Raw genomic sequence first — 21,942 nt, 5'->3', positions numbered from 1 at the left:
AACCCTCAGATCCCTGGGCCGAGCCGTTCAGTCCGTTCCTCATCGGCGCCGGAGCCGGCGCCGAGGGTGCGCCGCCGTGCCCGGAGCGTCGCCGGCCGCGTGCCGAGTACGCCGCGAGCTCGCAACTCCTCCAGGTCGGGGAGGCGGACACCGGGAAGGGCGTCAAGCAGGTCGGCCTGGGCGGCGCGGATGTTCGCGTCCTGCGGGCCGGCGCCAAGGGTGCGGCGGGCTGTCACGCGGTCATCGTACGGGCAGCGCTACGACGGCAGACGGCCACCGCCGCCGTGATCCGGGGACGGCGTCGAGGACCTGCCGGACGGGCCGGCCCATAGGTCGCTCCCTGAGTCGCATCCCGGGTCCCGCCCTAGGTGTATTGCCCTGTGAGGTTGGGGACGCGGCTGGCGGGTGGTTTGCCTGCGAGCGCGGTGTGTCGGCGTCGAGTGTTGTAGAAGTTCAGCCACGGCCCCAGCGCGTGGTCGCGTTCGGTGTTGCTGGTGAACACCTGGCGGTAGGCCCATTCGGTTTGCAGAGTGCGGTTGAAGCGTTCGACCTTGCCATTGGTCCAGGGGCAGTGCGGGCGGATGAACCGTTGCTCGGCGCCCAGGTCGGCCACGGCCTGGCGGAAGGCAGTGCTCTTGCGGTAGGTCCAGGCGTTGTCGGTGATGACTCGTTCGATGTGGTCGATGCCGTGGGCGGCGAAGAACGCGGCGGCGCGGGTGAGGAAGCCGGCGCAGGTGTCGGCTTTCTCATCGGCATGAATCTCGGCGTAGGCCAGGCGGGAGTGGTCATCGACGGCCGCATGGACGTAGTCGTAGCCGATCCGGGCCTGCTTTTGCGCGTAGGTCTTCCCGGCTTCCCGGCCATGGGCTCGCCATCCTCCGCCGTCCGGGATCCGTCCGATCTTCTTGACGTCGATGTGGACGAGGTCGCCGGGCCGGGCGTGTTCGTAGCGGGCAGGACTGCGGCGTTCGGCACGGATGGGCTGTCCGGTCAGCGGGTCGCAGGATGCCAGGTGCGGGATCTGATGGCGGCGCAGGATGCGGCTGACGGTCCGGGCGGGGACGCCGGTTTCCGCGGCGAGGAAGTCCGGCCCCCGCCGGTGAGTGCGCCGTGCGTCGAGTACCGCGGCCTCGACGTGTCCGGCGGTACGCCTCGGGCAGGTGCGGGGCCGGCTGGACCGGTCATGCAGGCCGTGCCATCCCTCGGCCCGGAAACGCGCCACCCAGCGGTGCGCGCACTGGCGCGACACTCCCAGCTCCTTGGCCACGTGTGCCACCGGACGCAGATCGTGCACGACACGGCGCACCAGAAGGCATCTGCCGTGAAAGGTCAGCCGGGCATTAGCGTGGGTCACCAAGACCTCCGGTTGTCGTGAAGACAGGCATCTCCACTACGCCCGGAGGTCTTCTCTTGATCAACTACCGACGCGAGTCATCAACCTCTTGGCCGAGTACACCTAGGTCGCATCCTGAGTCGTGCCGGACATCGTCCCGGGGCCCATCGAAACCGCAGGTCATCGCCGTGATTCCGGACGCTTCGACACGCCTACTACTTCCCTGGGGAGCTCCCCGGGCTGTACCGGCCAGGTCCCGCCGGGTCCCCACAGCCTCTTCCCCGGTACGGCATCCGATCACGACACGGCGGCTTGAAGGATGCCGACCGCGGCGGTGATGAGGACGCCGGCGACGGTGATGGCGACACCTACCGGCACCGCGAGCGCCGGACGGCGGTGAACGACGTAGCCCAGGGCGCGGGCCAAGCTGGGGGCAGAGCAGCTGGAACCGCTCGCTGGCCTCGGAGCGGCGTGGGCGCGGCAGACGTTGTCCGAGTCTCCGTGCTGAGGCCTACCAGCCGTATAGAGAGCTGCCGCGAGGACGGTCAGTGCGTCACTAGGATGCGGGCGCGGGGTTGTGCCGGCCCGCCGCCGGTAGAGCCCCGCACCCATGCCTCAACCTCGTTCCACCCGGGGCATCCGCCCAGACCGCCCTCCTCGACGTCTCTGCCCGGCGTCCAACTGGCAGACCTCGATGGGTTACGCGCCCGCGGCGTGGTCGGCGGCCCAGGGGCCAGCGGCCAGGATGTGGTGCTCTAGCGGCAGGAATGAGGTGTTGGACCTGCCGGTCCGGCTTCCTCACGGGCCTGTGCATTCCGCGTCACTGCTGCTTGTGCTTGTGATGCCGCCTCGGGCCAAACCGTGCGCTGGCTGGCCCGGTTCCATCGCGTGTAGGCGGTTCGTCAGGATAGGCCGTCAGGCTGCTCCGGAGTCTCGTCGGGAGGTGAGGATGGCGGGGGGAACAAGAGATCCTCGAACGCGTCCAGCGCAAACATCATGAGCATGAGCAGAACCGGGACGAGCAGGGCGAACACTGCCATGACGCCTCCCGGAAGGGAAGGACGCGGCGGTTGTCGGTCCGCTTCCAGACTGGGCCGAACAGGGGAATGCTGCATGCCCGAAACGAGAAGATGTAGGCCGTTCGGGTGGAACGAGCGGGTACAGATGCCGGGCGTGCGAGGGTCCGCTAACCGCCGGCTCGCTGCGTTTGCCAGTCAGCGTGAGCTGTGGAGCATGCGTGCGCCTGCTCTGCCGCTGGTCGGGGACGGGGACGGGCGGAATCTGTGGCTGAAGTTCAGGGTGATGTCCAGTGCCAGGAAGTTCTTTCCGCTGTCCGTCCGAGCGCGCAGCAGGATGCGGTGCTCGGCCACCGGCACTGCCTCGGGGAGCTGGAGGTTCCATGTCTGGCGCCACGGTCCGGCGGCCGGCCTGAGGTGACCGGAGAGCTTCGCGCCCATGCCCTTCAGCAGGTCGGGCAGCATGTACTTCCTGTCGAGCATTTTCACCGGACCGAACTTCATGATCACGTTGCAGGTGACCCGGGTGAGGTCGACGGGTTCTTTGAGGTGGCCGGTCATCTCCCAGCGGGCCTGGTGTCCCAGCCAGGGCAGAGCCGGGGTCAGCGTGATGTCGAGGCGGTCCAGGACGTAGGTGCCATCGCTGACGTCTTCCACAAGCCGGATGCTCATATCACTCCTCACCCGTTCGCGGGTCGGGAAAGCGCCGGCAGGACAGCCGGGCCAACCGCCTGGGAACACGTACAGGTGGACGGAAATCCGCAGGTGGGGCGGATGGTGACGGGAAGGGGCGGCCGCGCGGACACTGGATGGCGCGCCTGGCATTAGATAGCGGCACGGTGTGCGCGGGGCGTGACCGTCGGACAATGGGGCAAGCTGGGACCCCGGCCCGATTCCGGCGGGCCGGGGCTCCACAGTATGCGGTCGGCCGCGGACTAGTCCTCGTCGTGGTGGCGCTTGATCACCCGGAAGCTGGCCACGACACCCTTGTCGATGTCGATGCCCTCGACGCATCCCGGGCGCACGCCGTCGCTGGAGGAGTGCGGGCCGACGGTGGCGACGGGGGCGCCGTTGTCGCAGACGGCCCCACGGAAGACCTCGACGGTCCGGCGGCTGTCGTTGCGGATGTTCAGGCTCTTCGCGCCCAGGCCGCTGACCACGGTGATGCAGTCGCCCGCGCGGGTCGAGTACGACCGCTCGTTGATCTGGATACGGCCCTCGTCCTTGCCCCCGTGCCCGTTGTAGTCGTTGTCGTCGTCGTTGCCCTCGTTGCCCTTGCTGTTGTTGTTGCCCTCGTTGCCCTTGCTGTTGTTGTTCCCGTTGCTGCCACCGTGAGGCGCGGCCGTGGCCGGAGCCTGCTGGGGCACGGCAGCGGCCGGAGCCTGCTGGGGCGCGGGAGCGGAGGCGGCCGAAGCGTAGGTGATGCCGGTCGCGGCCAGCGCGGCGGCGGCCGAAACAGCGGCGGTGATCACCGTGGAACGAAGCTGCATGTCGCAATCTCCTGTTCGGGATGCCGGCCCGTCAGCCGGTTCGTTGATGAACCTATCCACAGCCGGAACGACGGGCATGTCGGGAGTGCAGCTATAAGGCTCCGATCAGCGTATTTTGACACTTCCATCCTGAGCTGACATATCATCACCAAACTTACGAATAAAGCAGATTGACATACTATTAGCCCAATTGAGTGGTATCCTGACGCTTACTCACTCCTGTTGTTCAGCGCGTCGCTGCAGATACGCGGAGGTGAGTCGTGTTAGGCAGTGGTCACCCGATTGCCGAAAATCGCGGGGATGCGAGGCGGCACCGACAACGACCTGGGCGTCATCCCGCTACCCCGCACCGCCAAAGACGCCCACGAAAGCCCCCGAAGGCGTTCAGCGGCGTTCGAGCGGAGGTGCGCTGCCCTGGCTGGAAGACGGCACGGAGGTCAAGCCGGGAGTGTTCCTGCCCAACTACGAAGACGCGGCAGGCCAAGCTCGGCACCGAGCAGCTGAAAGCGTGCTCGCCGACCTCGGACTGGACTGGGCGCAGCATGGCCGGTGACCGGGTCTGCGCGCTTACAGCCAGCCAGGATCTTCGTGGATGAGTAGCCCTTGTCCGCGGCCGCCAGTTGCGGCCGGGTGCGAGGGCGGCCCGGCCCGCACCGCTCGATGCGGATACCGGGCCATGACCTGCTCGAACTGGGTGCAGTCGTTGACGTTGCCGGCGGTGAGAGTGAAAGCCAGGGGCCGTCCCTGCCCGTCGCAGGCGAGGTGGATCTTCGTGGTCAGTCCGCCGCGGGACCGACCGATCGCCTCGCCCGGCCAGGTCCCCCTTTTTCGGGCCCCGGCGGCATGCTGATGGGCCCGCACGGTCGTGGAGTCCACGCACACCACCGACCAGTCCACGGCTCCCACAGCATCGGAGTGCTGCTGGACGTGGGCGAGCAAGCGGTCCCAGGTTCCGTCGGCCGACCAGCGGCGGAAGCGTTCGTAGACGGTCTTCCACGGACCGTAGCGCTCGGGCAGGTCGCGCCAGGCCGCCCCGGTGGACAGCTTCCACAGGATCCCGTTCACGACCTGGCGGCGGTCCCGCACCGGCCGGCCCAACCGGGAAGGGGCCAGCAACGGCCCGATCACCGCCCACGACTCATCAGTCAACTCATGACGACGCACCACGAACAGACCAACGACGCCGCCACTTGCGGACACGACCTAGGACCGAGACCTGCCCGCCTTTCGGTCCGCGGCCCCGTCATCGTGGGCCGCTCCGGCGAGCTCAACGTCTTCGCTTGCCCCACCGATCCCGACATCCGCACCGCTGGAGCATCCAGTAGCTCGTAGGGTCCGCCTGGAGCGGCACTTCTCGTGAACGTCGAACACGCCGCAGCCCGGGTGCCTCCCGAAGCACTGAACAACTGCTGTCGAAACCGATGAACAAAGCCAACCGTCGGAGCGGAGACAAGCTTTCCCATGCAGCGATACAAGTGGAAAGAGGCTGAAATTTCGTACGGTGGCTCGGTGGTCCCGCGCGCCGATGCGCCAGGTGTTGCCTGGCCCTGTGGGGCCAGGCAAGTGAGGTCGGGTCCATGCGTCGCGTGGGAGACAGTGACGGACGTTACCCGCACCCTCGAGAACCCGTATCAGCGCAGCGGGCCACACTCCCATCACGAGAGCTGCGTCGTGCTGCGGAAGCCGCACCGCTCAGCCACCTTCCGGGGTTCCGGCCCTGGCGCTATCGCGTGACCGAACAGACCACGCCCGGCTGCTTCTCTCCCCCACCCCAGGACCACGCTCCATCCGATCAGTGTCCTGGCCGGCCCTACACCACTATCAGGACAGACCTCATCCGGCTCATGGACGAGTGATCGAATGTCGGAGCTCCGGCTGGGGTAGAACGACGCCGGGCGTCTTCCCGCAGCGGGGAACGTCCGCTACTGACCCCGGCCGGCATGCCCGGCGATACCGAAGGACGCAGTATGGCAAGCGGAACGGTGAAGTGGTTCAACTCCGAGAAGGGTTTCGGGTTCATCGCCCAGGACGGCGGCGGACCGGACGTCTTCGCCCACTACTCCAACATCTCCGGCAACGGCTACCGGGAGCTGGTGGAGGGCGAGAAGGTCACGTTCGACGTCACCCAGGGACAGAAGGGCCCCCAGGCCGAGAACATCGTCCGCGGCTGAGGCGTCCCCTGCTGGCCTCTGGAGTCGTGTGCAGAGTGGCACCACCGACGCGGGGTGGAGCAGCTCGGTAGCTCGCTGAGCTCATAACCCAGAGGTCGCAGGTTCAAATCCTGTCCCCGCTACGAAACAGAGGGGCCCGGCTGGCGCCGGGCCCCTCTGTCATTCAGCCCCGTCGAGGCGGGCAAGTGTCTCCGCGGCCGCAGCGGCCAGGAGCGCGAGCACGAAGACCGGGGCGGTGGCGAGCAAGACGATGGTGATGTGGTTCACGGCAATCTCCCCCGTAAGAGGCTTGGGATGTCGACGTGACCGACAGCCGCGGAAACGGTGTCCGTTGTGGTCCGGCCGGACCATGATGAACATCGTCGACCGCCTCGGGGCCGGGGGTGCATGTGGGTTGGGGATTCGATAAGCCAGAGGCGGCGCTCACCCAGCTACGCAAGCGGCTGGAAGACTCTCTGGCCGGCAGAGGGCCTACAAGATGCAGCTCGTCGCTCATACGGGACTGTCGAGAACGACCGTTCAGACGGCTTTCCAGCCCGGCTGCCGTGGGCGAGGCCGCAGAAGGCTGCAGCCGTGGTCGGCTCGTCCTCGACCGGCAAGACTCGAGCGTGCTGGGAGGCCGTCCGACCGCTCGCCGCCCACGGGTGGCGGCTGTGGCACCCGTACGATCCGACCCGGGCAGAGGCCGCGCTTGCCGACCTTGGCCGGGTGGCGCCCCGCACGGTGGTGTGGCTCAACAAGGCCCAGCACTACCTCGGCAACCAGCAGACGGGTGAGCGCATCGCGGCCGCATTGCACACCCTGCTCGCCCACACGGACCGCGGGCCGGTCCTCATCTTGGGGACCTTGTGGCCCGAGTACACCGACTTGTGCACGGCGCTGCCCAGCACCGAGAAACCAGACCCATACGGCCGGGTCCGTGAACTCCTGACCGGACGCACCCTCACTGTTCCGGATGCCTTCGACGAGGAAGCGCTCCGGGCTGCCGTTCTTCTTGCACAGAATGCCGACCGGTTCCCGGCAGACGCCCTCACCCGCGCTCGCGCCCACGGACGCATCACCCAGGATCTCGCCGGCGCGCCCGCACTCATGCGCCGCTACGACTACGGCATCCCGCCCGTCAAAGCTCTGCTGGAGACGGCGATGGACGCCCGCCGCCTCGGCGTCGGACTCCACCTCCCACAGGCCTTCCTCACCGATGCCGCGGTACCGCTCCCAGCGTCATGGGAAGCGGTGCCGGGCGTGCGGGCCTTACGGGGCAGTAGGCCAGGTCCGCAGCACAGCAGCGATCTTCCGCAGTGGTGCGGGCGGGGTACACAGGACGTCGCTTCTGATGGCGTGATCGCTCGTTGAGCCGCGCATGACGGATCTGGTGGAGCGGTTGATGGAGCGCTCAGCCGTCGGCACAGGCACAGCGTGTGCCCTGGAGCGGTGGCTTCGGCACGTAGGCCGTCGTAGACCGGCTGACTGCCGTTGTGCGCACGCTGCTGTACGACACCCGCGCCTTCGCCCGGGCTCACCGTATACCGCATATGGACAATGCTTTCGGAGGGCATGCGAATGCGGTGTCCAGCCGGAGCCTCCGGTGCGGGCGTCCAGGACGATGAAGCAGATCCCGGCCGAGCAGCCGATCCGTCGGAGCGCGGCCCAAGGCCTCGCACCGGCCTTCTCCAGCCTGTCGGTGGGCCGGGCCGCGAGCGCGCGGCGCCTTCTTCAGGTCCATGGGCAATGCGATGAGCGGCCCGCCGACGGGGGTGACGACGGGCCGCTCACCAGTCGCATTATGCACTGGCGATCAGGTCCGGGACGGACTTTGTGCGGCATCGGTTGGGCGGTCGGCACCACATCGCGCTGCAGGGCGGCCAGACGCCGGCGCAACGGCCGATCCGTACACCTCGGCCTGGTATGACGGGACGTCGGCAGCGCGTCGAAGCCGCACGAGCATCCACTCAGCGGGCCTCACCCCGGCGTGCAGCACCGTCTTCCGAGCTCGCTCGCCGATCGTGGTCCGCACGGGCGGCCTCCAGCAATCGCCGCCAGGACGTCACTGTGGGCCGCCGCCGTAGTAGGGCTCGTCGTTCGCGCTCGGTCATCCCGCCCCAGACTCCGTATTCGATGCGGTGGTCGAGTGCGTGAGCAAGGCATCGTGTGAGCACGGGGCAGCCCGTACAGACGGCTTTCGCTCTGTTCTGGGCTGCGCCGTCGACGAAGAGCTCTTCCGGATCACCGGCTCGGCAGGCTGCGCGCGCTTCCCAGGCTGCCTCGTCATCTGCGACCACCGATGCCGTCCTCTCCCCGATCCGGCCTGCCACGCTCCACCCCGGCAGGTGCCGAGTCGGAGACGTTACGGCCGACCGAAGTCACCATCGGCTAGAACCCGCCAACGTCAGGACGCGCTGAACGCGGATGTTCCATCGGTAGGGCGAGGTACCAACGTGTCCATCACTGGCCCGGGTTCACTTTCCGTGCTCCTGGTCCGGCTCCACAGGGCTGGCGCGCGGTGTGTCACTTTCGTTCCAGGCGCTCCACTTCTCGGCGAGTCGCTTGCCGATGTGCCCGGGCTGGTGGGCGGCAGCCTCCCACACGCTGTCTTTGTGTGATCGGGAGTAGAAGCCGAAGGGATGATCGGGTTTTCTGGCGGAACTGGTCTCGGTGCTCGAGTGAGGACCGTCGCCCGTGATGGTCTCCTGGGGTTCCTGGGACTGGCTTCCCGACATCACTTCGTGGTTCCTCTCTCCCCGACGCGTGCTGCTCTCTGCCTCGGAATCAGGATGAGTGCCGATGGGCGGAGTTTCCGGGCCTGCGGACAGGTGGGTCCGACTTCGCCACGTCGCGGGCCAACCCGTCAGCATGCGGCGGGCCGCGCACCGGGTGGGTACGGAAGGATCCGGCCTTTTGGGTTGTACGACGTGGCGAAGTCGCTCCGAGTGGCGGACGCGAGGAAGGCTGGGGTGGGGCGGGAGTGCACGCTTGGGTGTGTCGGTCCGCAGCCGGCGCGGACGATTCTGGAAGCGAGGAGCACATGTCGTTTCAGGCGTACCTGGACAACATCGAGGACAAGACGGGCCTGACGCCCCGCCAGTTCATCGAGCTGGCGAAGGAGCGCGGCTACGAGGGCCCGGAGCTGAAGGCCGGTCCGGTCCTGGACTGGCTCAAGGAGGACTACGGTCTGGGCCGGGGTCATGGGATGGCTCTGGTACACGTCTTCAAGAACGGTGCGAAGATCTCCGACAAGCACGTCGGTTCGGACGGCACGCACCGCGACGACACCGACACGCTGTGGCTGGACGGCAAGGCCAACCGTCCCTGAAGCAGCGGCGGGCTTCGCTGACACAGGACGACGCCGGCTCCCTCGGTAGGGAGCCGGCGTCGTCCTGTGTCAGCTGCCGGTGGCAGTCAGGGTGCGCTCCTCCTGCCGGGCCTCGGCCGGCGGGGACTGTGGGGTGGCGGCCAGCGCTCGGGCCGGGGTCAGCAGGGACGCCGGAACGGCGAGCAGGACAGAAGCCATCACGCCGGCGATGAACCAGGCGGAGGCATCGTGTTCGGCGGCCCAAGCCGCACAGGCGGGGGCGAGGCCGCCGAGGACGGCACCCGTGACGGCGTTGGGCAAGCCGACGCCCAGGGCGCGGACCCTCGAGGGGAAGATGTCGGTGAGCAGCTTGGGCAGCACGGTGGTGGCGCAGACGAGGTAGAGCACTCCGGAGCCGTAGGTGAACAGCAGGCTGGCGAAGGTGCCGGTCATCGTCAGGTACGACACCGAGCCGGTGACCGCGAAGAGCAGGCTCGCGAAGACCAGCAGCCGGGCGGCGCCGATCCTGTCGGCGAGGAGGCCGATGGGCACGTTGACCGTCAGCATCGTGGCAGTGGCGGTGACCACGACCCACATCATGGTGCCGGGTGCCGCGAGGCGGCCGCCGAGGGCGGGCACGACCGCGGTCCACGTGCCGCCGACGGCGCCGGTGCCGGCCACGAACAGGGTGGCGATCAGGACGTTGCGCCAGTGGGCGCGCAGCAGTTGTCGCAGCGAGCCGCGGTCGCGGCGGGAGCGGACCTCGCGCTGGTAGGTCTCGGTCTCGGCGAGCCCGGTGCGCAGGACGAGCAGGACGAGGCCGAGGATGCCGCCGATCAGGAACAGCACGCGCCAGCCCCAGGAGGCCATGGGGCCGGGGCCGAGGGCTGTGGTCAGAGCGCCGCCCAGGAGGGACGCGGTGAAGGCGCCCGCGCAGGTGGACAGGGAGAACAGGCTGCCGTAGGTGGCTTTGCGGTGGCGGGGGGCCATTTCCATCAGGTATGCGGTGGCGGCGGGCCATTCGCCGCCGTGGGAGATGCCCTGTGCCGTGCGGGCGAGCAGCAGGAGGAGGGGTGCGAGCAGGCCGATGTGGGCGTAGGAGGGGGTGAGGGCGATCAGCAGGGAGCCGCCTGCCATCAGGGAGACGGCGAGGATGAGGGCGGGCCTGCGGCCGTGTCGGTCGGCGTGACGACCGAGCAGGATGCCACCGATCGGCCGCACGAGGACACCGACTCCGAGGACGGCGAAGGCGCCGAGGAGTGAGGTGAAGGAGTCGCCGGAGGGGAAGAACCGGGCGGCGAACAGGGGGGCGAACAGGCCGTAGCCGAGCCAGTCGAAGGACTCGATGAAGTTGCCGACGACGGTCGCGGCGACGGCGCGGGGGTGCGCCCGGTGTGGGGAGGTGGTGGGCATGACGGGTCGTTGCTCCCTCAGACGGCGGCGGCGTAGCCGTGCGCGGTGATCCGGCGGCCCGCTTCCTCGTAGTAGCCGGGTTCGGTGGGCAGCGTGGTGGCCAGGCCGCTGACGTAGCGGTTGTACATGCAGAAGGCGGCCGCGATGAGCACGGTGTCGTGCAGGTGGGTGTCGGTGGCGCCCGCGGCACGGGCGGCGGCGACCGCCTCGTCGGAGACGGGAGCGGCCTGCTGCTGGACTTCGGCGGCGATGCGGAGCAGGGCCCGCATGAGCGAGGTGATCGGGGCGGTGTCGAGGTCGTGGCGGACGGCTTCGACGACGGCGGCGCCGCCGTCGAGCTGGGCGGCGGCGGCCGCGCCGTGGGTGTCGGCGCAAAAGCGCGTCGCGTTGCGTTCGGAGACGTAGCCGGCGATCAGTTCGCGTTCGCCGCGGGTGAGGGGTGAGGGGCCGCGCAGGATCAGGTCGGCGAGGGCGTTGAGCGGGGCTGCCGTATCAGGGCGGTCGGTCATGAGGCCTCGGATGCCCGGCAGGTCGCTGTCGAGGTGGATGTGCGGCACGGCTGGTGGTCCTTCCGCTGTCGGGGTGGGGCGGACCTCATCGTGGGCGCGCGCTGTCGCCGGGCCAACTTCCGTCGTGCTGTGTGGGGTTGTTCAGCGCCGTTTGTTGCGGCGGGCGTGTTTGCTGACGGCTTTCCACTGCCGGCGCATGTCGGCCATCTGGGCGGGGTTCTCCCGGCGGCGGCGGTGGGCGATCTCGCCCTGGAGCTTGCGCCAGGTGGTCAACCGGGTTGTGGGCAGGGCGCCGGTGCGGGCGGCTTCCTCGACGGCGCAGCCGCTGTCGCCGTCGTGGCCGCAGTCGGCGTACCGGCAGTGGACGGCGAGGGCGGCGATGTCGGTGAAGACGTCGTCGACGGCGTCCTGGCCGGCGGCGACCTCGAGGGAGCGGATGCCGGGGATGTCGAGGAGGACACCGCCGGTCGAGAGCAGGTGCAGGCGACGCGTGGTGGTGGTGTGACGGCCGCCCGCGCGGCCGAGCGCCGAGACCGCCTCGGTCGTGCCTTCCAGGGCGTTGAGCAGGGAGGTCTTGCCCGCGCCGGAGGGGCCGAGCATCACCGTGGTGGTGCCGGGGCCCAGGTGACGGCGCAGGGCGTCGAGGCCGTCACCGGTGAGGACGCTGATCGCAATCGTGGGGACGCCGGGAGCGAGGTGCGCGGCGGTGGCGGCGTCCTCGGCGCCGGCATCGCCGGTGGTGTCGCTCTTGGTCAGGACGAGTACGGGCTGGGCACCGCTGTCCCAGGCCATGACACTGAGGCGTTCGACCATGGTGGCGTTCAGTCCGCCGGCGAGCGGGACCACGACCAGGACGGTGTCGATGTTCGCGGCGAGGACCTGGTGGCCGTGTCCGGTGGTTCCGGCGCGGCCGAGGACGGTGCGGCGGGCGGCCACGGCCTGGACGCGGCCGTCGTCGCCGATTCGGACCCAGTCGCCGGCGACCGGGGTGACCGGCAGGGCGGATGCGACGGCGGCGGTGTGCGCGGTGAGGGTGCCGTCGTCACCGGGTTGCAGTACGTCGCAGACGGTGCCGTGCTGGACGACGACGCGGGCCCAGCCGGTACCGGCGGGCATGTGCCCGAGCCGGGTGGCCTCGGACGCGGTGGCGGTGGCGGCGGTGGCGGTCATGGGGTGTCCTCGGTGATGAAGCCGGTGAAGGTGCGGCGCAGCCGGTCTCCGGCGGTGGCGTCGACACGCTGGACGGCGTGCATGGTGTGGGCGCGGAAGACGACCAGGCGGTTGGGACGGGGCAGGACGAGAACCGGGTGGGTGGCCGTGTGGAGCAGCGCCGCGCCGTCGGCGGCGTCCGCGCGGGAGGCCTCGTCGATGAGGGCGAGGCCGCCGCCCCAGTCGGTGTCCCAGGTGCGGTGGGTGAAGTAGACGTAGGCGCCGATGCGTCCGGCGCCGGCGTCGTTGTGCCAGCTCAGTCGGGAGCCGGCGGGGTAGCCCCAGGCGCTGAGGGTGAGGGAGAGTCGTTCGGCGCGCCCCGGGGCGCCGAGGAGGTCCAGGTGTGCGGTGATCTGCTCGTCGACGGCTCGCTGCCAGCGGGGCGCGTCGTCGCCGTGGGCACCGAGGTGCTGCCTCTCCTCGCCGCCGCGGTAGGCGAAGCCGTCGTAGACCGGGTCGATGGTGCTCAGGACGGGCTTGAGGCGGATGTGTTCGAAGGCGGTGGCGGTGTCCTCGAAGTCGGCCTGGGGCAGCAGGTCGTCGATGACGACGAAGCGGTCGCCGCGGGAGTGGACGCGGGCTTGGGGGCCGGTCGCGGGTGGGGCGAGCAGGGTGGCGGTGTTCATGCGGTTGCCTTCCTTCCGTGTCCGGCGAGGGATGCGGCGGGGATGCAGAGCAGGACGAGCACGACGGTGATGCCGGTGAAGACCGTGTCGTAGTGGTCGGCGGTCAGGCCGCCCAGGAGCATGCCGAGGGGGACGCCCGCGGCGTTGACGAAGTTGTCCACGGATCCGAGGCGCGAGAGGTAGCGTTCGGGGATTTCGCTCTGGTAGGCGGTGTCCCAGACGATTCCGCAGGCGGCGGTGGTCAGGGCGGACAGGACGAACGCCGCCGCGACGACGGCGGTGGGCAGCTGGTCGCGCAGGGCGAGGGCGCTGAACTGGAGTGCGACACCGGCGGTGACCACGACGGCCGCGGTCTTCCAGCGGTGCTTCTGCGTCGCCATGACGGCCAGGGAGCCCAGCAGGGAGCCGATGGCCAGGCAGGTGGCCAGCAGCGACCAGGCGCCGGTGCCACCGAGCGACCGGACGGCGAGCACGGGGCCGGCGACGGCGGTCAGGCCGATGCCGAGGGAGACCACGAACCACAGGGCCATGCCGAAGGAGAACCACGGGTAGCGGGCCATGACCGCGAACCCGGCGCGGAACCGGGTGTCCGTCTCGGCTTCGGGGGTGGCGGTGGGATGCGCGGCCGGTGCCGCCCGGCGGCGCAGCGGGGTGTGCAGGCGGGTGAGGCGGGCCAGGCAGACGAGGTTGACAGCGAAGGACGCCACATCGAGCCAGAGGATCCAGGAGAATCCGGCCGCGGTCATGAGCACCCCGGCGAGGACCGGGCCCAGCAGGAAGCTCACGTCGGCCACCAGGGAGAGCAGTCCGTTCGCCCGCTGGAGCCGGTCGCCCGGGACGAGCTCGGGGGTGAGACCGATCTGCGCGGGGTTGTACAGGGCGGTACCCGCACCGTACAGGGCCGCCGAGAGGCACAGGTGCCAGCTGTGCAACGGCAGTGGGCTGATCGCGACGACGGCGAGTGCGCCCTGGGCGAGCAGGCGGAGCACGTCGGCGCCGATCATCACGTTCACCCGGTTGTGGCGGTCCGCGAGCCGTCCGCCCGTGGCGACCAGGAGGAAGCGGGCCGCCCACAGGGACAGCAGGACCCAGGTGAGGGCGGCGGCCGAGTGCGAGATCCGGTAGGCGGCGAGGGCGAACGCGACGGGGACGGGGGCGTCGCCGAGCTTGGAGACGACGTGGCCTGTGAAGAACGTGGCGAAGCGGCGCTCGCGGAGCATCGCGGCCTGGTCCTTGAGCGTGGCGGTGAGCACAGGCGGGTCATCCTTCGCAGATCAGGAAGTCGTTGCGGGCGCCGAAGGCGACCAGCGCGCGCAGGTCGGCGGCAGGCAGGTCGCTGCGGACGGTCAGTTCACCGAAGGTCAGGGCGCCGCCGCGGGCGAGCAGGCGGACCGCGGGGCCGAGGCGGTGGTCCAGGCGAATGCGTCGGCCCATGGTGGTGACGGTCAGGTGGTCCTGGTCGGTGGTGATGTGCGGGGGGAAGCGGCCGGCCCAGCGGATGCGGGTGGTGGGCCGGACCTCGCCGGTGAGCGCGCTGGGCAGGGAGGCGCCGGCACGGCGGTCGGGGCGCATGGCCAGGCGGGCGGCCAGCCACTCGCGGCCGGGGTCGGGGGCCGGCCGGCCGGCGAGTGCGTGCGCGGCGCGCGTCTCCTCGAGGACGTCGGCGAACGGCTCGTACCCGACGGTGAGGTGAACGGTGAGGCCGCCGGTTCCGCTGACGCGGTGGGCCGTGTCGCGGGGCACGGACAGGCACATGCCGGGGACGAGGACACGGTCGAGGCTGTCGTCGGCGAGGTCGCGGGAGCGGGCCCCGACCCGGGAGTCCACCTGCCAGCGCTTGCTCCCGAGCAGTTGCAGGACGAGCGCGTCGTGGTCGTCGCTGTGCACGTCGAAGGCGCTGTTGTCGCCGGCGGTGACGTAGCAGTTGATCCAGGCGCGGGCGTGCAGCAGGTACTCCAGGGCCTCGCAGAGCAGCATGACGCGTTCGTCGAGGGCTTCGAGGTGGCTGACGACGAGGGTGGCGCCGCGTTCGACGGCGCTGTGCAGGTAGGTGGGGACGAGGGCGGTGTGCAGGACTTCGCCGTCGCCGACGCGGGAGCGCAGCCACCGGCTGCGGTCGATCTGCCGGCCGGACTCGACGAGACGGAAGTTGGTGGCGAGCGCCCCGGGCCGGGCGAGCGCGGACCAGACTCCGGCGAGGAGGGCTTCTCGGTCGGCGTGGCCGGCGCTCTCCTCGTCGTCCGAGGCGGGCTCGTACAGGCGGACTCCGGTGTCCGGTGGCCGCTGCTCGCCGAGGCCGTCGAGGAGGGCCCGGGCGTGGGTGAAGGCGTCGTAGGCGGTCATGCGGCGGTCACCGCTCCCGTGGTGTGCAGGGCGTGGGCCAGTTCGGTGCGGCTGTCGGCCGGGAGGGTGGCGGGCAGTGAGGCGGCCAGTTCGTCGAGGGTGAAGGGGGCGGTGGAGGCGGTCGCCTTCTCCAGGGCGGTGAAGTCTGTCCGGTGGGGGACGGTGAGGGTGCGGCCGCGGGTGACGAGGACGGTGCCGTCGGGGTGGGCGGCGACGGCGCCGGGTCGGGACCAGCGCAGGAGGGCGTCGGGGGCGGGTGCGGCGGCGGGCAGGGCGGCCCGGTGGGGCGGGCTCAGGTAGCCGTTGGTGCGCAGGCGGAGCTGGGCGAGGTCCAGCTGGTCGGTGACGCGTTCGGCGAGGGCTGTGTTGTCGTGCAGCAGGGCGCGGGCGCGGTCGGTGACGTGGTGGGCGGGCGGGTAGGGCGCGAGGGGTTCGGCCGGCCGCGCGGCGCGCCACAGCGCTTCGGTGATCAGGGAGCGGGTGCGCACCGGGTAGAGGGTGAGGCCGAGGAACGTGGACGGGCCGAGGTTGCGGAAGACGTGGTAGGTGTCCTGCGGGATCAGCAGGAAATCACCGGGTCGCAGCAGGTGGCGCTCGGCGGAGCCGAGGTGCTCCTCGATGTCGAAGGTGATCCGGCCGAAGGACGGGCTCGGGGTGATGCCGGAGGCGTCGAAGGGGTGGTCGTGCCACACCCAGACCTCTTTGGGGGAGGGGCCGAGGTGGAAGATGAGGGAGGGCTCGCCGTCCTTGTGGATGCCGAACGGTGTCCATCCGGAGTGGGCGACGAAGGTGTACACGTCGGTGCCGGAGGGCAGTTCGTGCTGCCGGTCGGCGACGAGTCCCTCGACGATCCGGGCGACCTCGGTGCCCAGGGAGAGGTTCCAGGAGGCGATGTCGTTGACGGCCACGCAGGCCTCGTCGCTGTCCGCGGTGCGGGCCAGCCAGGCGGTGGCGCTCTCGTCGTCGGCGGGCGGTGTGGTGATGAAGCGCTGGGTGAGCCGGTAGTCGAAGGCGCCGGGGCGGAAGGCGCGCAGGCGCAGGTCTCCGGGGGCCCGGCGGGTCGCTGTCCGCAGGCCGTCGTCGATCAGCCGGCTCAGGTGCCGGGGGTCGGTGACCAGGCCGGGCAGGAAGACGGTGCGGGTGAAGTCGGGGGCGTGGGCCGCCGCGAACGCCTTCCAGGTCGTGACGTCGATGCTCATCAGCTCACCACTCGCTCGGGGTAGACGGCCGACGCGGCCGGTTGTCCGGGTGGACGACCGGCCGCGTGACGGTGCGGACCTTCAGTGGCCGACGTCCTGACGCGGGCCGAACTCGGCCTCGAAGTCGTGGTTGTCGTCCTCGAGGATCTCCATGACGAGGTTCTGCTCGTTGTCCATGACTGTTTTCCTTTCCGATTGACAGTGCCGGTGATGGTGTGACTCTTTTCCGCCGGGGGATTTACGGAAATTCGAGCCGTGGTGCACGCATCCCGGAAGGGATGCGACCAGGAGAGCTTTACTGCTGGAATCGAGCGGCCCGTCCAGCGGTTAGTTCCATGCTTTCCGGTCCGTTCTGGAAACGACTCTGACATGCCCTCAAGGGGGCTGTCAGCATTTTCCGGCGGCACAGAAAGGCCCTGGCACGGTTGTGTCACACCAGGCCCCTTCGCGCGGCGTGCAGGCCCAACTGGAAACGGCTGCGGGCTCCGAACCGGTCGGAGAGGCTGGAAATCATCCGGCGTTCGCTGCGCAGCGAGATGCCGAGCCTGCGGGCCGCCGCCTCGTCGGTCAGTCCTTCTGCGAGGAAGTCCAGGAGGGCTCGTTCCCGCGGCGAGCACGCCTCCCGAGTGCGGTCGGTGCCGTCGTCGGGGCCGATGCAGTCGGGCGCTGCCGCCGTGTCCCACAGATGGGTGAACAGGACGCGCAGTCCGGCGAGGACGCCCGGCTCGTCCAGCAGGACGGCTCCGCCGACGGGATCGTCGGGGTCCAGGGGCAGGGTTGCGCTCGCACCGTCGACGAGCCGGAGGTGCAGCGGCAGCGTGGGCAAGGTGCGGACCTCGGCCCCGGCCCGGGTGAGCAGGAGCACGGTGTCGCGGTGCCGCGCCGAGCCGGTGGTGGTGTCCTGGTGGAGGATGCGAACGCGGACGCCCCGGTCCAGCAGGTCGAGAAGGAGGGGGACGTCGAGTTCCCAGGGGCTGTCGTCGGCGGCGGTGGTGGGGGCGATCGCGAGGAGTTCCCCGCAGGTCCGGGCGGTCTGGTCGGCCTGCAGACGGCGGACGGCCTCGGTGCCGGTGAAGCGCTCCACGCCGGCTCCGTCGGTGCGGCCGTACGCCGTGTAGTCGGCCAGCAGGTCGGCGACCGCGGCCCGGCCGGCCTCGATCTCCATCTGGGTGCGGGCGAGTTCGTTCTGACGGCGTTCCAGGAGCGCGCCGAGTCCGGCGCGGGGCGGCACGAGCAGCGGAGCGCCCGGGATGTCCTCGGTCGCGGCGGCCCGGCGCAGCAGCGCGAGGTCGGCGAGCGTGTCCAGGGCCCGGGTGACGGCGGTCCGGTCCTCGCCCAGTTCTTCGGCCAGCCGATCCACACCCCAGGCGGGGTGGTCCAGCATCAGCCGGTAGACGGCCTCAGTACCGCAGTCCAGTCCGAGTACGCGCAGCATCAGTTTCCCCCCGCTTCGTGTGGGTGCCGGGCACATGCGTGCCACGGCATGTTCATGGCCCAGCCGGGGCTGGGACGGGCCCGGCGGCGTACGGCACACTCGGGTGGGTGCACCTCGTCGAGTTCGCCTTCACCAAGCCGCACGACGCGCCGGAGCTGTCCGGCGACGTCGTCCTGGCCGCGCTGTGGTCGGTGTGCGATCCGGACGACGGCATGGAGCACATCCGGCTGCACACGAGCCGTGCCGGTGCCCGGGGAGCCGCGTTCCTGCTGGCGCCCGACGAGCCGAGCGCGGTGCGGCAGTGCCGGGCGGTGTGTCGGCGGGCGCTGGCGGTGACGGCCGCTCTGAGCGCGTGGCAACTGACGTGTCCCGCCGAGGCGTGAGTCCGGGCGGTCGGACGTGCCCCTACCGGCACGGTCATCTGCCCAAGTCTCGGTGTGCCGCCAGGTGTCGCTTGCCACGTGCCCATTCTTGGACTAGCGGACGGCGGGACGCTTCTCTCTGAGTGCGCAGCTGGGGCCACGCACCGGCCGTGCCACGAGCAGTCCGCATTCTGGGAGTTGGCCGGGCCGGGCCCGGGTTCCGACGATGAGGGCCCCGTCGGTACCGCGGCAGACAAGGACACGCATCGTGCCCCACATCCAGCTCACGAACGACCTTCCCGGCATCAGCGGGCTGTTCGCCCAGCGGCCGGACACCGCGGGCGTGCTGTCGCAGCTCGCCGAGACCCTGCTGCGCAGCGGCTCCTCGCCGCTGAGCCGGGGCGAACGCGAACTGATCGCCGCCTACGTGTCCCACCTGAACTGCACTGATTTCTGCGCCGGTTCGCACAGCGCGTTCGCGGCTGCGCAGCTCGACGGCGGCGCCGAACTGGTCGCCTCGGTCCTCGCCGACGCCGACACGGCGCCGATCCCGCCGCTGCTGCGGTCCCTTCTGAGGGTGGCCGCCGAGGTACAGGCGAAGGCGGCCCCGGTGTCCGACAAGGCGATCGCGGCCGCCCGCGCCGAGGGCGCCACCGACACCCACATCCACGACACGGTCCTGATCGCGGCCGCGTTCGCGATGTTCAACCGGTACGTCAACGGCCTGGCCACCGAGGTCCCGGCGGATCCGGCGTTCTACGACGTGGCGGCCGAGCTGATCGTCAACCACGGCTACGGCGCCGCGCACTGACACCGTGCCGGTGCGGTTCTCGAGGAGGATGGCATGACGTGGTCCATCGCGGACGTTCCGGACCTGAGCGGCCGTACCGCTCTGGTCACCGGCGCCTCAGGGGGCATCGGCCGGGAGACGGCCCGGGTGCTCGCCGCCTACGGGGCGCATGTCGTCCTCGCCTGCCGCAGCGCGGAGCGTGGGCGGGCTGTGGCCGAGTGGGCCGGTGGCAGCACCGAGGTGCTGGAACTGGACCTGGCGTCGCTGGACTCGGTGCGCCGGGCGGCGGCGCGCGTGCGTGACCGGCACCGGCGCCTGGACCTGCTGGTGAACAACGCCGGAGTGATGTTCCCGTCGTACCGGCGCACGGCGGACGGCTTCGAAGCCCATTTCGGAGTCAATCACCTCGGTCACTTCGCGCTGACGGGGCTGCTGCTCGACCTGATGACAGGGGTCCCGGGCTCGCGGGTCGTCACGGTCGGGAGCCTCGCCCACCGGGCGGGCTTCGGCCGTCTCGACGCGGACCGTGCCAGGTCCGGGGCCGGGCGGCGGTCGGTGACGGCGTACGGGCGCTCCAAGCTCGCGAACCTGCTGTTCGCCCGGGAGCTGCGGCGCCGCCTGACCGTGGCCGGCGCCGCCACCCTGTCGCTCGCCGCTCATCCTGGTCTGTCGCCGACCGCGCTGTGGCACGGCGACCCTCCCGCCCTGCTGCGGCCCGTGGTGGCGGCGGGGATGCGCTGGCTGGCCCAGCCACCGGAGGCGGCGGCGCTGCCGTCGCTGCGGGCGGCGACGGATCCTCGGGTGCCAGACGGTTGTCTGGGGCCCGCCCAGCGGTTCGGGTGCCGTGGGGCGCCCGTGCCCGCGCGGTCCAGCCGCGCGGCGCGCGACACGGAGGTGCAGGCCAGGCTGTGGGAGCTGTCAGAAGAACTGACCGGGGTGCGGTACGCCTTCGCGTCCGCCCCCGCACCGGGGGAGCCGGCCGTGGGCGTGTGCCCGGTCACGGGAGCCCGGGGCTGATCGCCGTGGCGGCCGGGGAGAGTATCGCGGCCGGTGTGGGCGTGGGCATCGCCGGGCCGGGCCGGTTCCGGCCGGTGGCGGCCTGGGCCTGGATGTGGCGGGACTTCGACGACGTGCTGCCGGACACCTGTCCGGTGCCGAAGGAAGCGGCGCTGCCGGATCCGGACATGGGCGTGACACTGCCGCACGCCGGCGCGGGCGCGGCGGAGGGCGGCGGGTCGCGGCCGGCACCGGGCTGGTTCCCCTGGCCCGGGTCGCTGCGAGCGACGAGCGGGGACGAGGGGGGGCCGTTGCCCTGACGGCGAGTCGGTGGTCCCGCTGACGGCCGGGGCCGGTGGAGGACCCTGCGGCACCCGCCGGCGGCGGCTCACGGCCGTGAAGGCCGGCGACTGCTCGGCCGCATCCCGAACGGCGGAACTCGGTGGGCCGTGGGGCGGCGCCGATGGGTGCCGACTTCACGAAGTGTGCCCGTGGTTCTTCTTCTCCCGTGCTCGATACCCGTTTCGCCCTGTGATGTCCGTGCGCGCGGACCTAGCGTGGCGCTCGATCCCACCCCCCCTCGAAAGGCGATCTGTCATGGCCCAGACAGTGCATCGGCCTGGCTCCTCCCCGTCCCGCGAGCGGCCGCCCGCGGACACCCGCCCCGCGACGTCGTCGTTCTTCTTCAACGGCCACGCGCCGCGCCGCCGTGCCCTGGTCGCCGTGGTCGGCGCGCTGTTCGGCTTCGCCCTGACGGTGGTGTGGTCCGCGCAGTTCGTGGACCAGACCATCGGCGACCACGTCGCGGACACCCTGCTCGGCCATGCCGCCAAGGGCACACCGATCGCGGGCGTCCTGGCCGGTCTGGCGTTCGCGCTGGCCACCGGAGTCGCGGGGACGTTCACCGCGTGCAATGTGGCGGTCTTCAGCGCGTTGGCACCGCTGACGGGCGGTCCTTCCACCTCACGGCGGGACCGGATGGCCGCCGCGCTGCGTCCGCTGAGCCGGCTGGTCCTCGGCGCGGTCGTCGTGTCCGCCGTCTACGGGGCGGTGGTGGCCTTCGCCGGCACGGGCATGCCGCAGTTCGACGAGAGCCAGGGGGGAGCCGGGTTCTCCGGGCGCCTGGTGCAGGCGATGGTGGTGTTCGGGCTGATCGGCCTGCTGATGACCTACCTCGGCCTGACGGCGCTGGGCGTGGTGCGTGACCCGCTGGCGGGGCTGTCCCGGCGCTTTCCGGGTGCGCCGATGCTGCTCATGGGCGGGCTGATCGGCGCCTTCCTCATCGGGCGCCCCTACCCGCTGTTCCGCCAGTTGTTCCACGACGCCGCCGAGCGTCACAACCCGCTGTACGGCGCTGTCGCCTTCGGTCTGCAGTCCCTCGGCAACATCGTCGTCATGTCGGTGCTGTTCTTGCTGGTGACCGCTTCGTTCGGGGACCGGCTGCATCAGTGGACGGCGCGGCGCCCGAGCGGCGCGTCGGCGCTGATGGCGGCTGGCTTCCTGGCGGCGGGCGTGTTCCTGGTCCTGTACTGGGACGTGCGGATCCTGGCCGTCCGTGACCTGATCTGGTACCCGATGGCTCCTTGGGCGCGGTAAAGCACGCAGAGAGCCTTGAGCGTCCTCGGCCGGAGAGCCTCCTGCGGCCGAGGACGTGTACGTGCTCGCGGGGCCGGACGGACGCCGGCGACGGGCCGCGGGGACAGACCGGCGCGGAACCGGCGGTGATCGTGCCACACGGGTGGTTCTTTTCGTACGGCTAGT

At 70.7% G+C, this 21,942-nt stretch carries 22 protein-coding genes, 1 tRNA gene and 1 pseudogene; 9 read left to right on the top strand and 15 right to left on the bottom strand.

What is annotated here, in order from left to right; all coding sequences use genetic code 11:
- Positions 1-5: 5 nt before the first annotated feature.
- The 6 genes and pseudogenes from AQJ66_RS36220 to AQJ66_RS38090 all read right to left on the bottom strand — a co-directional run.
- A complete protein-coding gene (locus AQJ66_RS36220) occupies positions 6-236 on the bottom strand; it encodes a hypothetical protein (RefSeq protein ID WP_061931090.1) in 231 nt (76 codons plus the stop codon).
- Between the two features lie 128 nt (positions 237-364).
- A complete protein-coding gene (locus AQJ66_RS36215) occupies positions 365-1,354 on the bottom strand; it encodes an IS481 family transposase (protein ID WP_061931087.1) in 990 nt (329 codons plus the stop codon).
- Between the two features lie 276 nt (positions 1,355-1,630).
- Entirely contained in the window at positions 1,631-1,759 is a 129-nt protein-coding gene (locus tag AQJ66_RS40775; RefSeq protein ID WP_279617361.1) for a hypothetical protein, read from the bottom strand.
- A gap of 788 nt (positions 1,760-2,547) precedes the next feature.
- Positions 2,548-3,021, bottom strand: coding sequence for a hypothetical protein (locus tag AQJ66_RS36210; protein WP_061931084.1), 474 nt, complete (start codon positions 3,019-3,021; stop codon positions 2,548-2,550).
- Positions 3,022-3,284: 263 nt separating this feature from the next.
- Complete coding sequence (locus AQJ66_RS36205; RefSeq protein ID WP_061931081.1) at positions 3,285-3,839, bottom strand: hypothetical protein; 555 nt, start codon at positions 3,837-3,839, stop codon at positions 3,285-3,287.
- A 563-nt stretch (positions 3,840-4,402) separates the two neighbouring features.
- Positions 4,403-5,006, bottom strand: a pseudogene (locus tag AQJ66_RS38090) (IS5 family transposase); the annotation flags it as partial.
- A gap of 800 nt (positions 5,007-5,806) precedes the next feature.
- Here AQJ66_RS38090 and AQJ66_RS36195 point away from each other — a divergent pair.
- The 3 genes from AQJ66_RS36195 to AQJ66_RS36185 all read left to right on the top strand — a co-directional run bounded on the left by AQJ66_RS36195 (position 5,807) and on the right by AQJ66_RS36185 (position 7,363).
- Positions 5,807-6,010, top strand: coding sequence for a cold-shock protein (locus AQJ66_RS36195; RefSeq protein WP_037864303.1), 204 nt, complete (start codon positions 5,807-5,809; stop codon positions 6,008-6,010).
- 48 nt (positions 6,011-6,058) lie between these two features.
- A tRNA-Met gene (locus AQJ66_RS36190) sits at positions 6,059-6,132 on the top strand.
- Between the two features lie 451 nt (positions 6,133-6,583).
- On the top strand, positions 6,584-7,363 hold the full coding sequence (locus tag AQJ66_RS36185; RefSeq protein ID WP_061931078.1) for a hypothetical protein: 780 nt from the start codon (positions 6,584-6,586) through the stop codon (positions 7,361-7,363).
- Positions 7,364-7,959: 596 nt separating this feature from the next.
- Here the strand turns inward: AQJ66_RS36185 and AQJ66_RS38085 are convergent.
- A complete protein-coding gene (locus tag AQJ66_RS38085) occupies positions 7,960-8,289 on the bottom strand; it encodes a WhiB family transcriptional regulator (protein ID WP_079060621.1) in 330 nt (109 codons plus the stop codon).
- Positions 8,290-9,032: 743 nt separating this feature from the next.
- Here AQJ66_RS38085 and AQJ66_RS36175 point away from each other — a divergent pair.
- On the top strand, positions 9,033-9,320 hold the full coding sequence (locus AQJ66_RS36175; protein ID WP_061931072.1) for a DUF4287 domain-containing protein: 288 nt from the start codon (positions 9,033-9,035) through the stop codon (positions 9,318-9,320).
- A 69-nt stretch (positions 9,321-9,389) separates the two neighbouring features.
- Here the strand turns inward: AQJ66_RS36175 and AQJ66_RS36170 are convergent, their stop codons facing one another.
- The 8 genes from AQJ66_RS36170 to AQJ66_RS36135 all read right to left on the bottom strand — a co-directional run bounded on the left by AQJ66_RS36170 (position 9,390) and on the right by AQJ66_RS36135 (position 18,033).
- A complete protein-coding gene (locus AQJ66_RS36170) occupies positions 9,390-10,712 on the bottom strand; it encodes an MFS transporter (RefSeq protein WP_061931069.1) in 1,323 nt (440 codons plus the stop codon).
- 17 nt (positions 10,713-10,729) lie between these two features.
- Positions 10,730-11,269: a carboxymuconolactone decarboxylase family protein gene (locus AQJ66_RS36165; protein ID WP_061931066.1), complete on the bottom strand. Its 540-nt coding sequence runs from the start codon at positions 11,267-11,269 to the stop codon at positions 10,730-10,732.
- Positions 11,270-11,362: 93 nt separating this feature from the next.
- Positions 11,363-12,391: a ribosome small subunit-dependent GTPase A gene (gene rsgA / locus AQJ66_RS36160; RefSeq protein ID WP_061931063.1), complete on the bottom strand. Its 1,029-nt coding sequence runs from the start codon at positions 12,389-12,391 to the stop codon at positions 11,363-11,365.
- Positions 12,388-13,056, bottom strand: coding sequence for a 2OG-Fe(II) oxygenase (locus AQJ66_RS36155; RefSeq protein ID WP_061931059.1), 669 nt, complete (start codon positions 13,054-13,056; stop codon positions 12,388-12,390). The genes rsgA and AQJ66_RS36155 overlap by 4 nt, the downstream gene beginning before the upstream one ends.
- Positions 13,053-14,309 (bottom strand): MFS transporter, encoded by a 1,257-nt coding sequence (locus tag AQJ66_RS36150; protein WP_061931056.1) that lies wholly within the window; start codon positions 14,307-14,309, stop codon positions 13,053-13,055. The genes AQJ66_RS36155 and AQJ66_RS36150 overlap by 4 nt, the downstream gene beginning before the upstream one ends.
- Positions 14,310-14,316: 7 nt before the next feature.
- Positions 14,317-15,399 (bottom strand): JmjC domain-containing protein, encoded by a 1,083-nt coding sequence (locus AQJ66_RS36145; RefSeq protein WP_061931053.1) that lies wholly within the window; start codon positions 15,397-15,399, stop codon positions 14,317-14,319.
- Positions 15,396-16,598 carry a cupin domain-containing protein gene (locus tag AQJ66_RS36140; protein WP_061931050.1) on the bottom strand — a complete coding sequence of 401 codons (1,203 nt, stop codon included), beginning with the start codon at positions 16,596-16,598 and terminating at the stop codon, positions 15,396-15,398. The genes AQJ66_RS36145 and AQJ66_RS36140 overlap by 4 nt, the downstream gene beginning before the upstream one ends.
- A gap of 430 nt (positions 16,599-17,028) precedes the next feature.
- Positions 17,029-18,033 (bottom strand): helix-turn-helix transcriptional regulator, encoded by a 1,005-nt coding sequence (locus tag AQJ66_RS36135; RefSeq protein ID WP_061931047.1) that lies wholly within the window; start codon positions 18,031-18,033, stop codon positions 17,029-17,031.
- A gap of 107 nt (positions 18,034-18,140) precedes the next feature.
- Here AQJ66_RS36135 and AQJ66_RS36130 point away from each other — a divergent pair, with 107 nt between their 5' ends.
- The 5 genes from AQJ66_RS36130 to AQJ66_RS36110 all read left to right on the top strand — a co-directional run bounded on the left by AQJ66_RS36130 (position 18,141) and on the right by AQJ66_RS36110 (position 21,777).
- Positions 18,141-18,416 (top strand): hypothetical protein, encoded by a 276-nt coding sequence (locus AQJ66_RS36130; protein WP_061931044.1) that lies wholly within the window; start codon positions 18,141-18,143, stop codon positions 18,414-18,416.
- A gap of 247 nt (positions 18,417-18,663) precedes the next feature.
- On the top strand, positions 18,664-19,206 hold the full coding sequence (locus AQJ66_RS36125; RefSeq protein WP_061931040.1) for a carboxymuconolactone decarboxylase family protein: 543 nt from the start codon (positions 18,664-18,666) through the stop codon (positions 19,204-19,206).
- Between the two features lie 33 nt (positions 19,207-19,239).
- A complete protein-coding gene (locus AQJ66_RS36120; RefSeq protein WP_061931036.1) occupies positions 19,240-20,202 on the top strand; it encodes an oxidoreductase in 963 nt (320 codons plus the stop codon).
- A complete protein-coding gene (locus AQJ66_RS36115; protein WP_061931033.1) occupies positions 20,175-20,501 on the top strand; it encodes a hypothetical protein in 327 nt (108 codons plus the stop codon). The genes AQJ66_RS36120 and AQJ66_RS36115 overlap by 28 nt, the downstream gene beginning before the upstream one ends.
- 277 nt (positions 20,502-20,778) lie before the next feature.
- A complete protein-coding gene (locus AQJ66_RS36110) occupies positions 20,779-21,777 on the top strand; it encodes a hypothetical protein (protein ID WP_061931029.1) in 999 nt (332 codons plus the stop codon).
- Positions 21,778-21,942 lie beyond the last annotated feature (165 nt).

It is taken from the genome of Streptomyces bungoensis (genome assembly GCF_001514215.1).
In the GTDB taxonomy this organism is placed as follows: domain Bacteria; phylum Actinomycetota; class Actinomycetes; order Streptomycetales; family Streptomycetaceae; genus Streptomyces; species Streptomyces bungoensis.
This window is presented reverse-complemented; position numbering and strand designations above follow the sequence as displayed.

Bases quoted from the DNA above. Each gene is read 5' to 3' on its own strand.
- AQJ66_RS36210 (WP_061931084.1), bottom strand. From the start codon at position 3,021: ATGAGCATCCGGCTTGTGGAAGACGTCAGCGATGGCACCTACGTCCTG.
- AQJ66_RS36205 (WP_061931081.1), bottom strand. From the start codon at position 3,839: ATGCAGCTTCGTTCCACGGTGATCACCGCCGCTGTTTCGGCCGCCGCC.
- AQJ66_RS36195 (WP_037864303.1), top strand. From the start codon at position 5,807: ATGGCAAGCGGAACGGTGAAGTGGTTCAACTCCGAGAAGGGTTTCGGG.
- AQJ66_RS36175 (WP_061931072.1), top strand. From the start codon at position 9,033: ATGTCGTTTCAGGCGTACCTGGACAACATCGAGGACAAGACGGGCCTG.
- AQJ66_RS36170 (WP_061931069.1), bottom strand. From the start codon at position 10,712: ATGCCCACCACCTCCCCACACCGGGCGCACCCCCGCGCCGTCGCCGCG.
- rsgA (WP_061931063.1), bottom strand. From the start codon at position 12,391: ATGACCGCCACCGCCGCCACCGCCACCGCGTCCGAGGCCACCCGGCTC.
- AQJ66_RS36155 (WP_061931059.1), bottom strand. From the start codon at position 13,056: ATGAACACCGCCACCCTGCTCGCCCCACCCGCGACCGGCCCCCAAGCC.
- AQJ66_RS36145 (WP_061931053.1), bottom strand. From the start codon at position 15,399: ATGACCGCCTACGACGCCTTCACCCACGCCCGGGCCCTCCTCGACGGC.
- AQJ66_RS36140 (WP_061931050.1), bottom strand. From the start codon at position 16,598: ATGAGCATCGACGTCACGACCTGGAAGGCGTTCGCGGCGGCCCACGCC.
- AQJ66_RS36135 (WP_061931047.1), bottom strand. From the start codon at position 18,033: ATGCTGCGCGTACTCGGACTGGACTGCGGTACTGAGGCCGTCTACCGG.
- AQJ66_RS36120 (WP_061931036.1), top strand. From the start codon at position 19,240: ATGACGTGGTCCATCGCGGACGTTCCGGACCTGAGCGGCCGTACCGCT.
- AQJ66_RS36110 (WP_061931029.1), top strand. From the start codon at position 20,779: ATGGCCCAGACAGTGCATCGGCCTGGCTCCTCCCCGTCCCGCGAGCGG.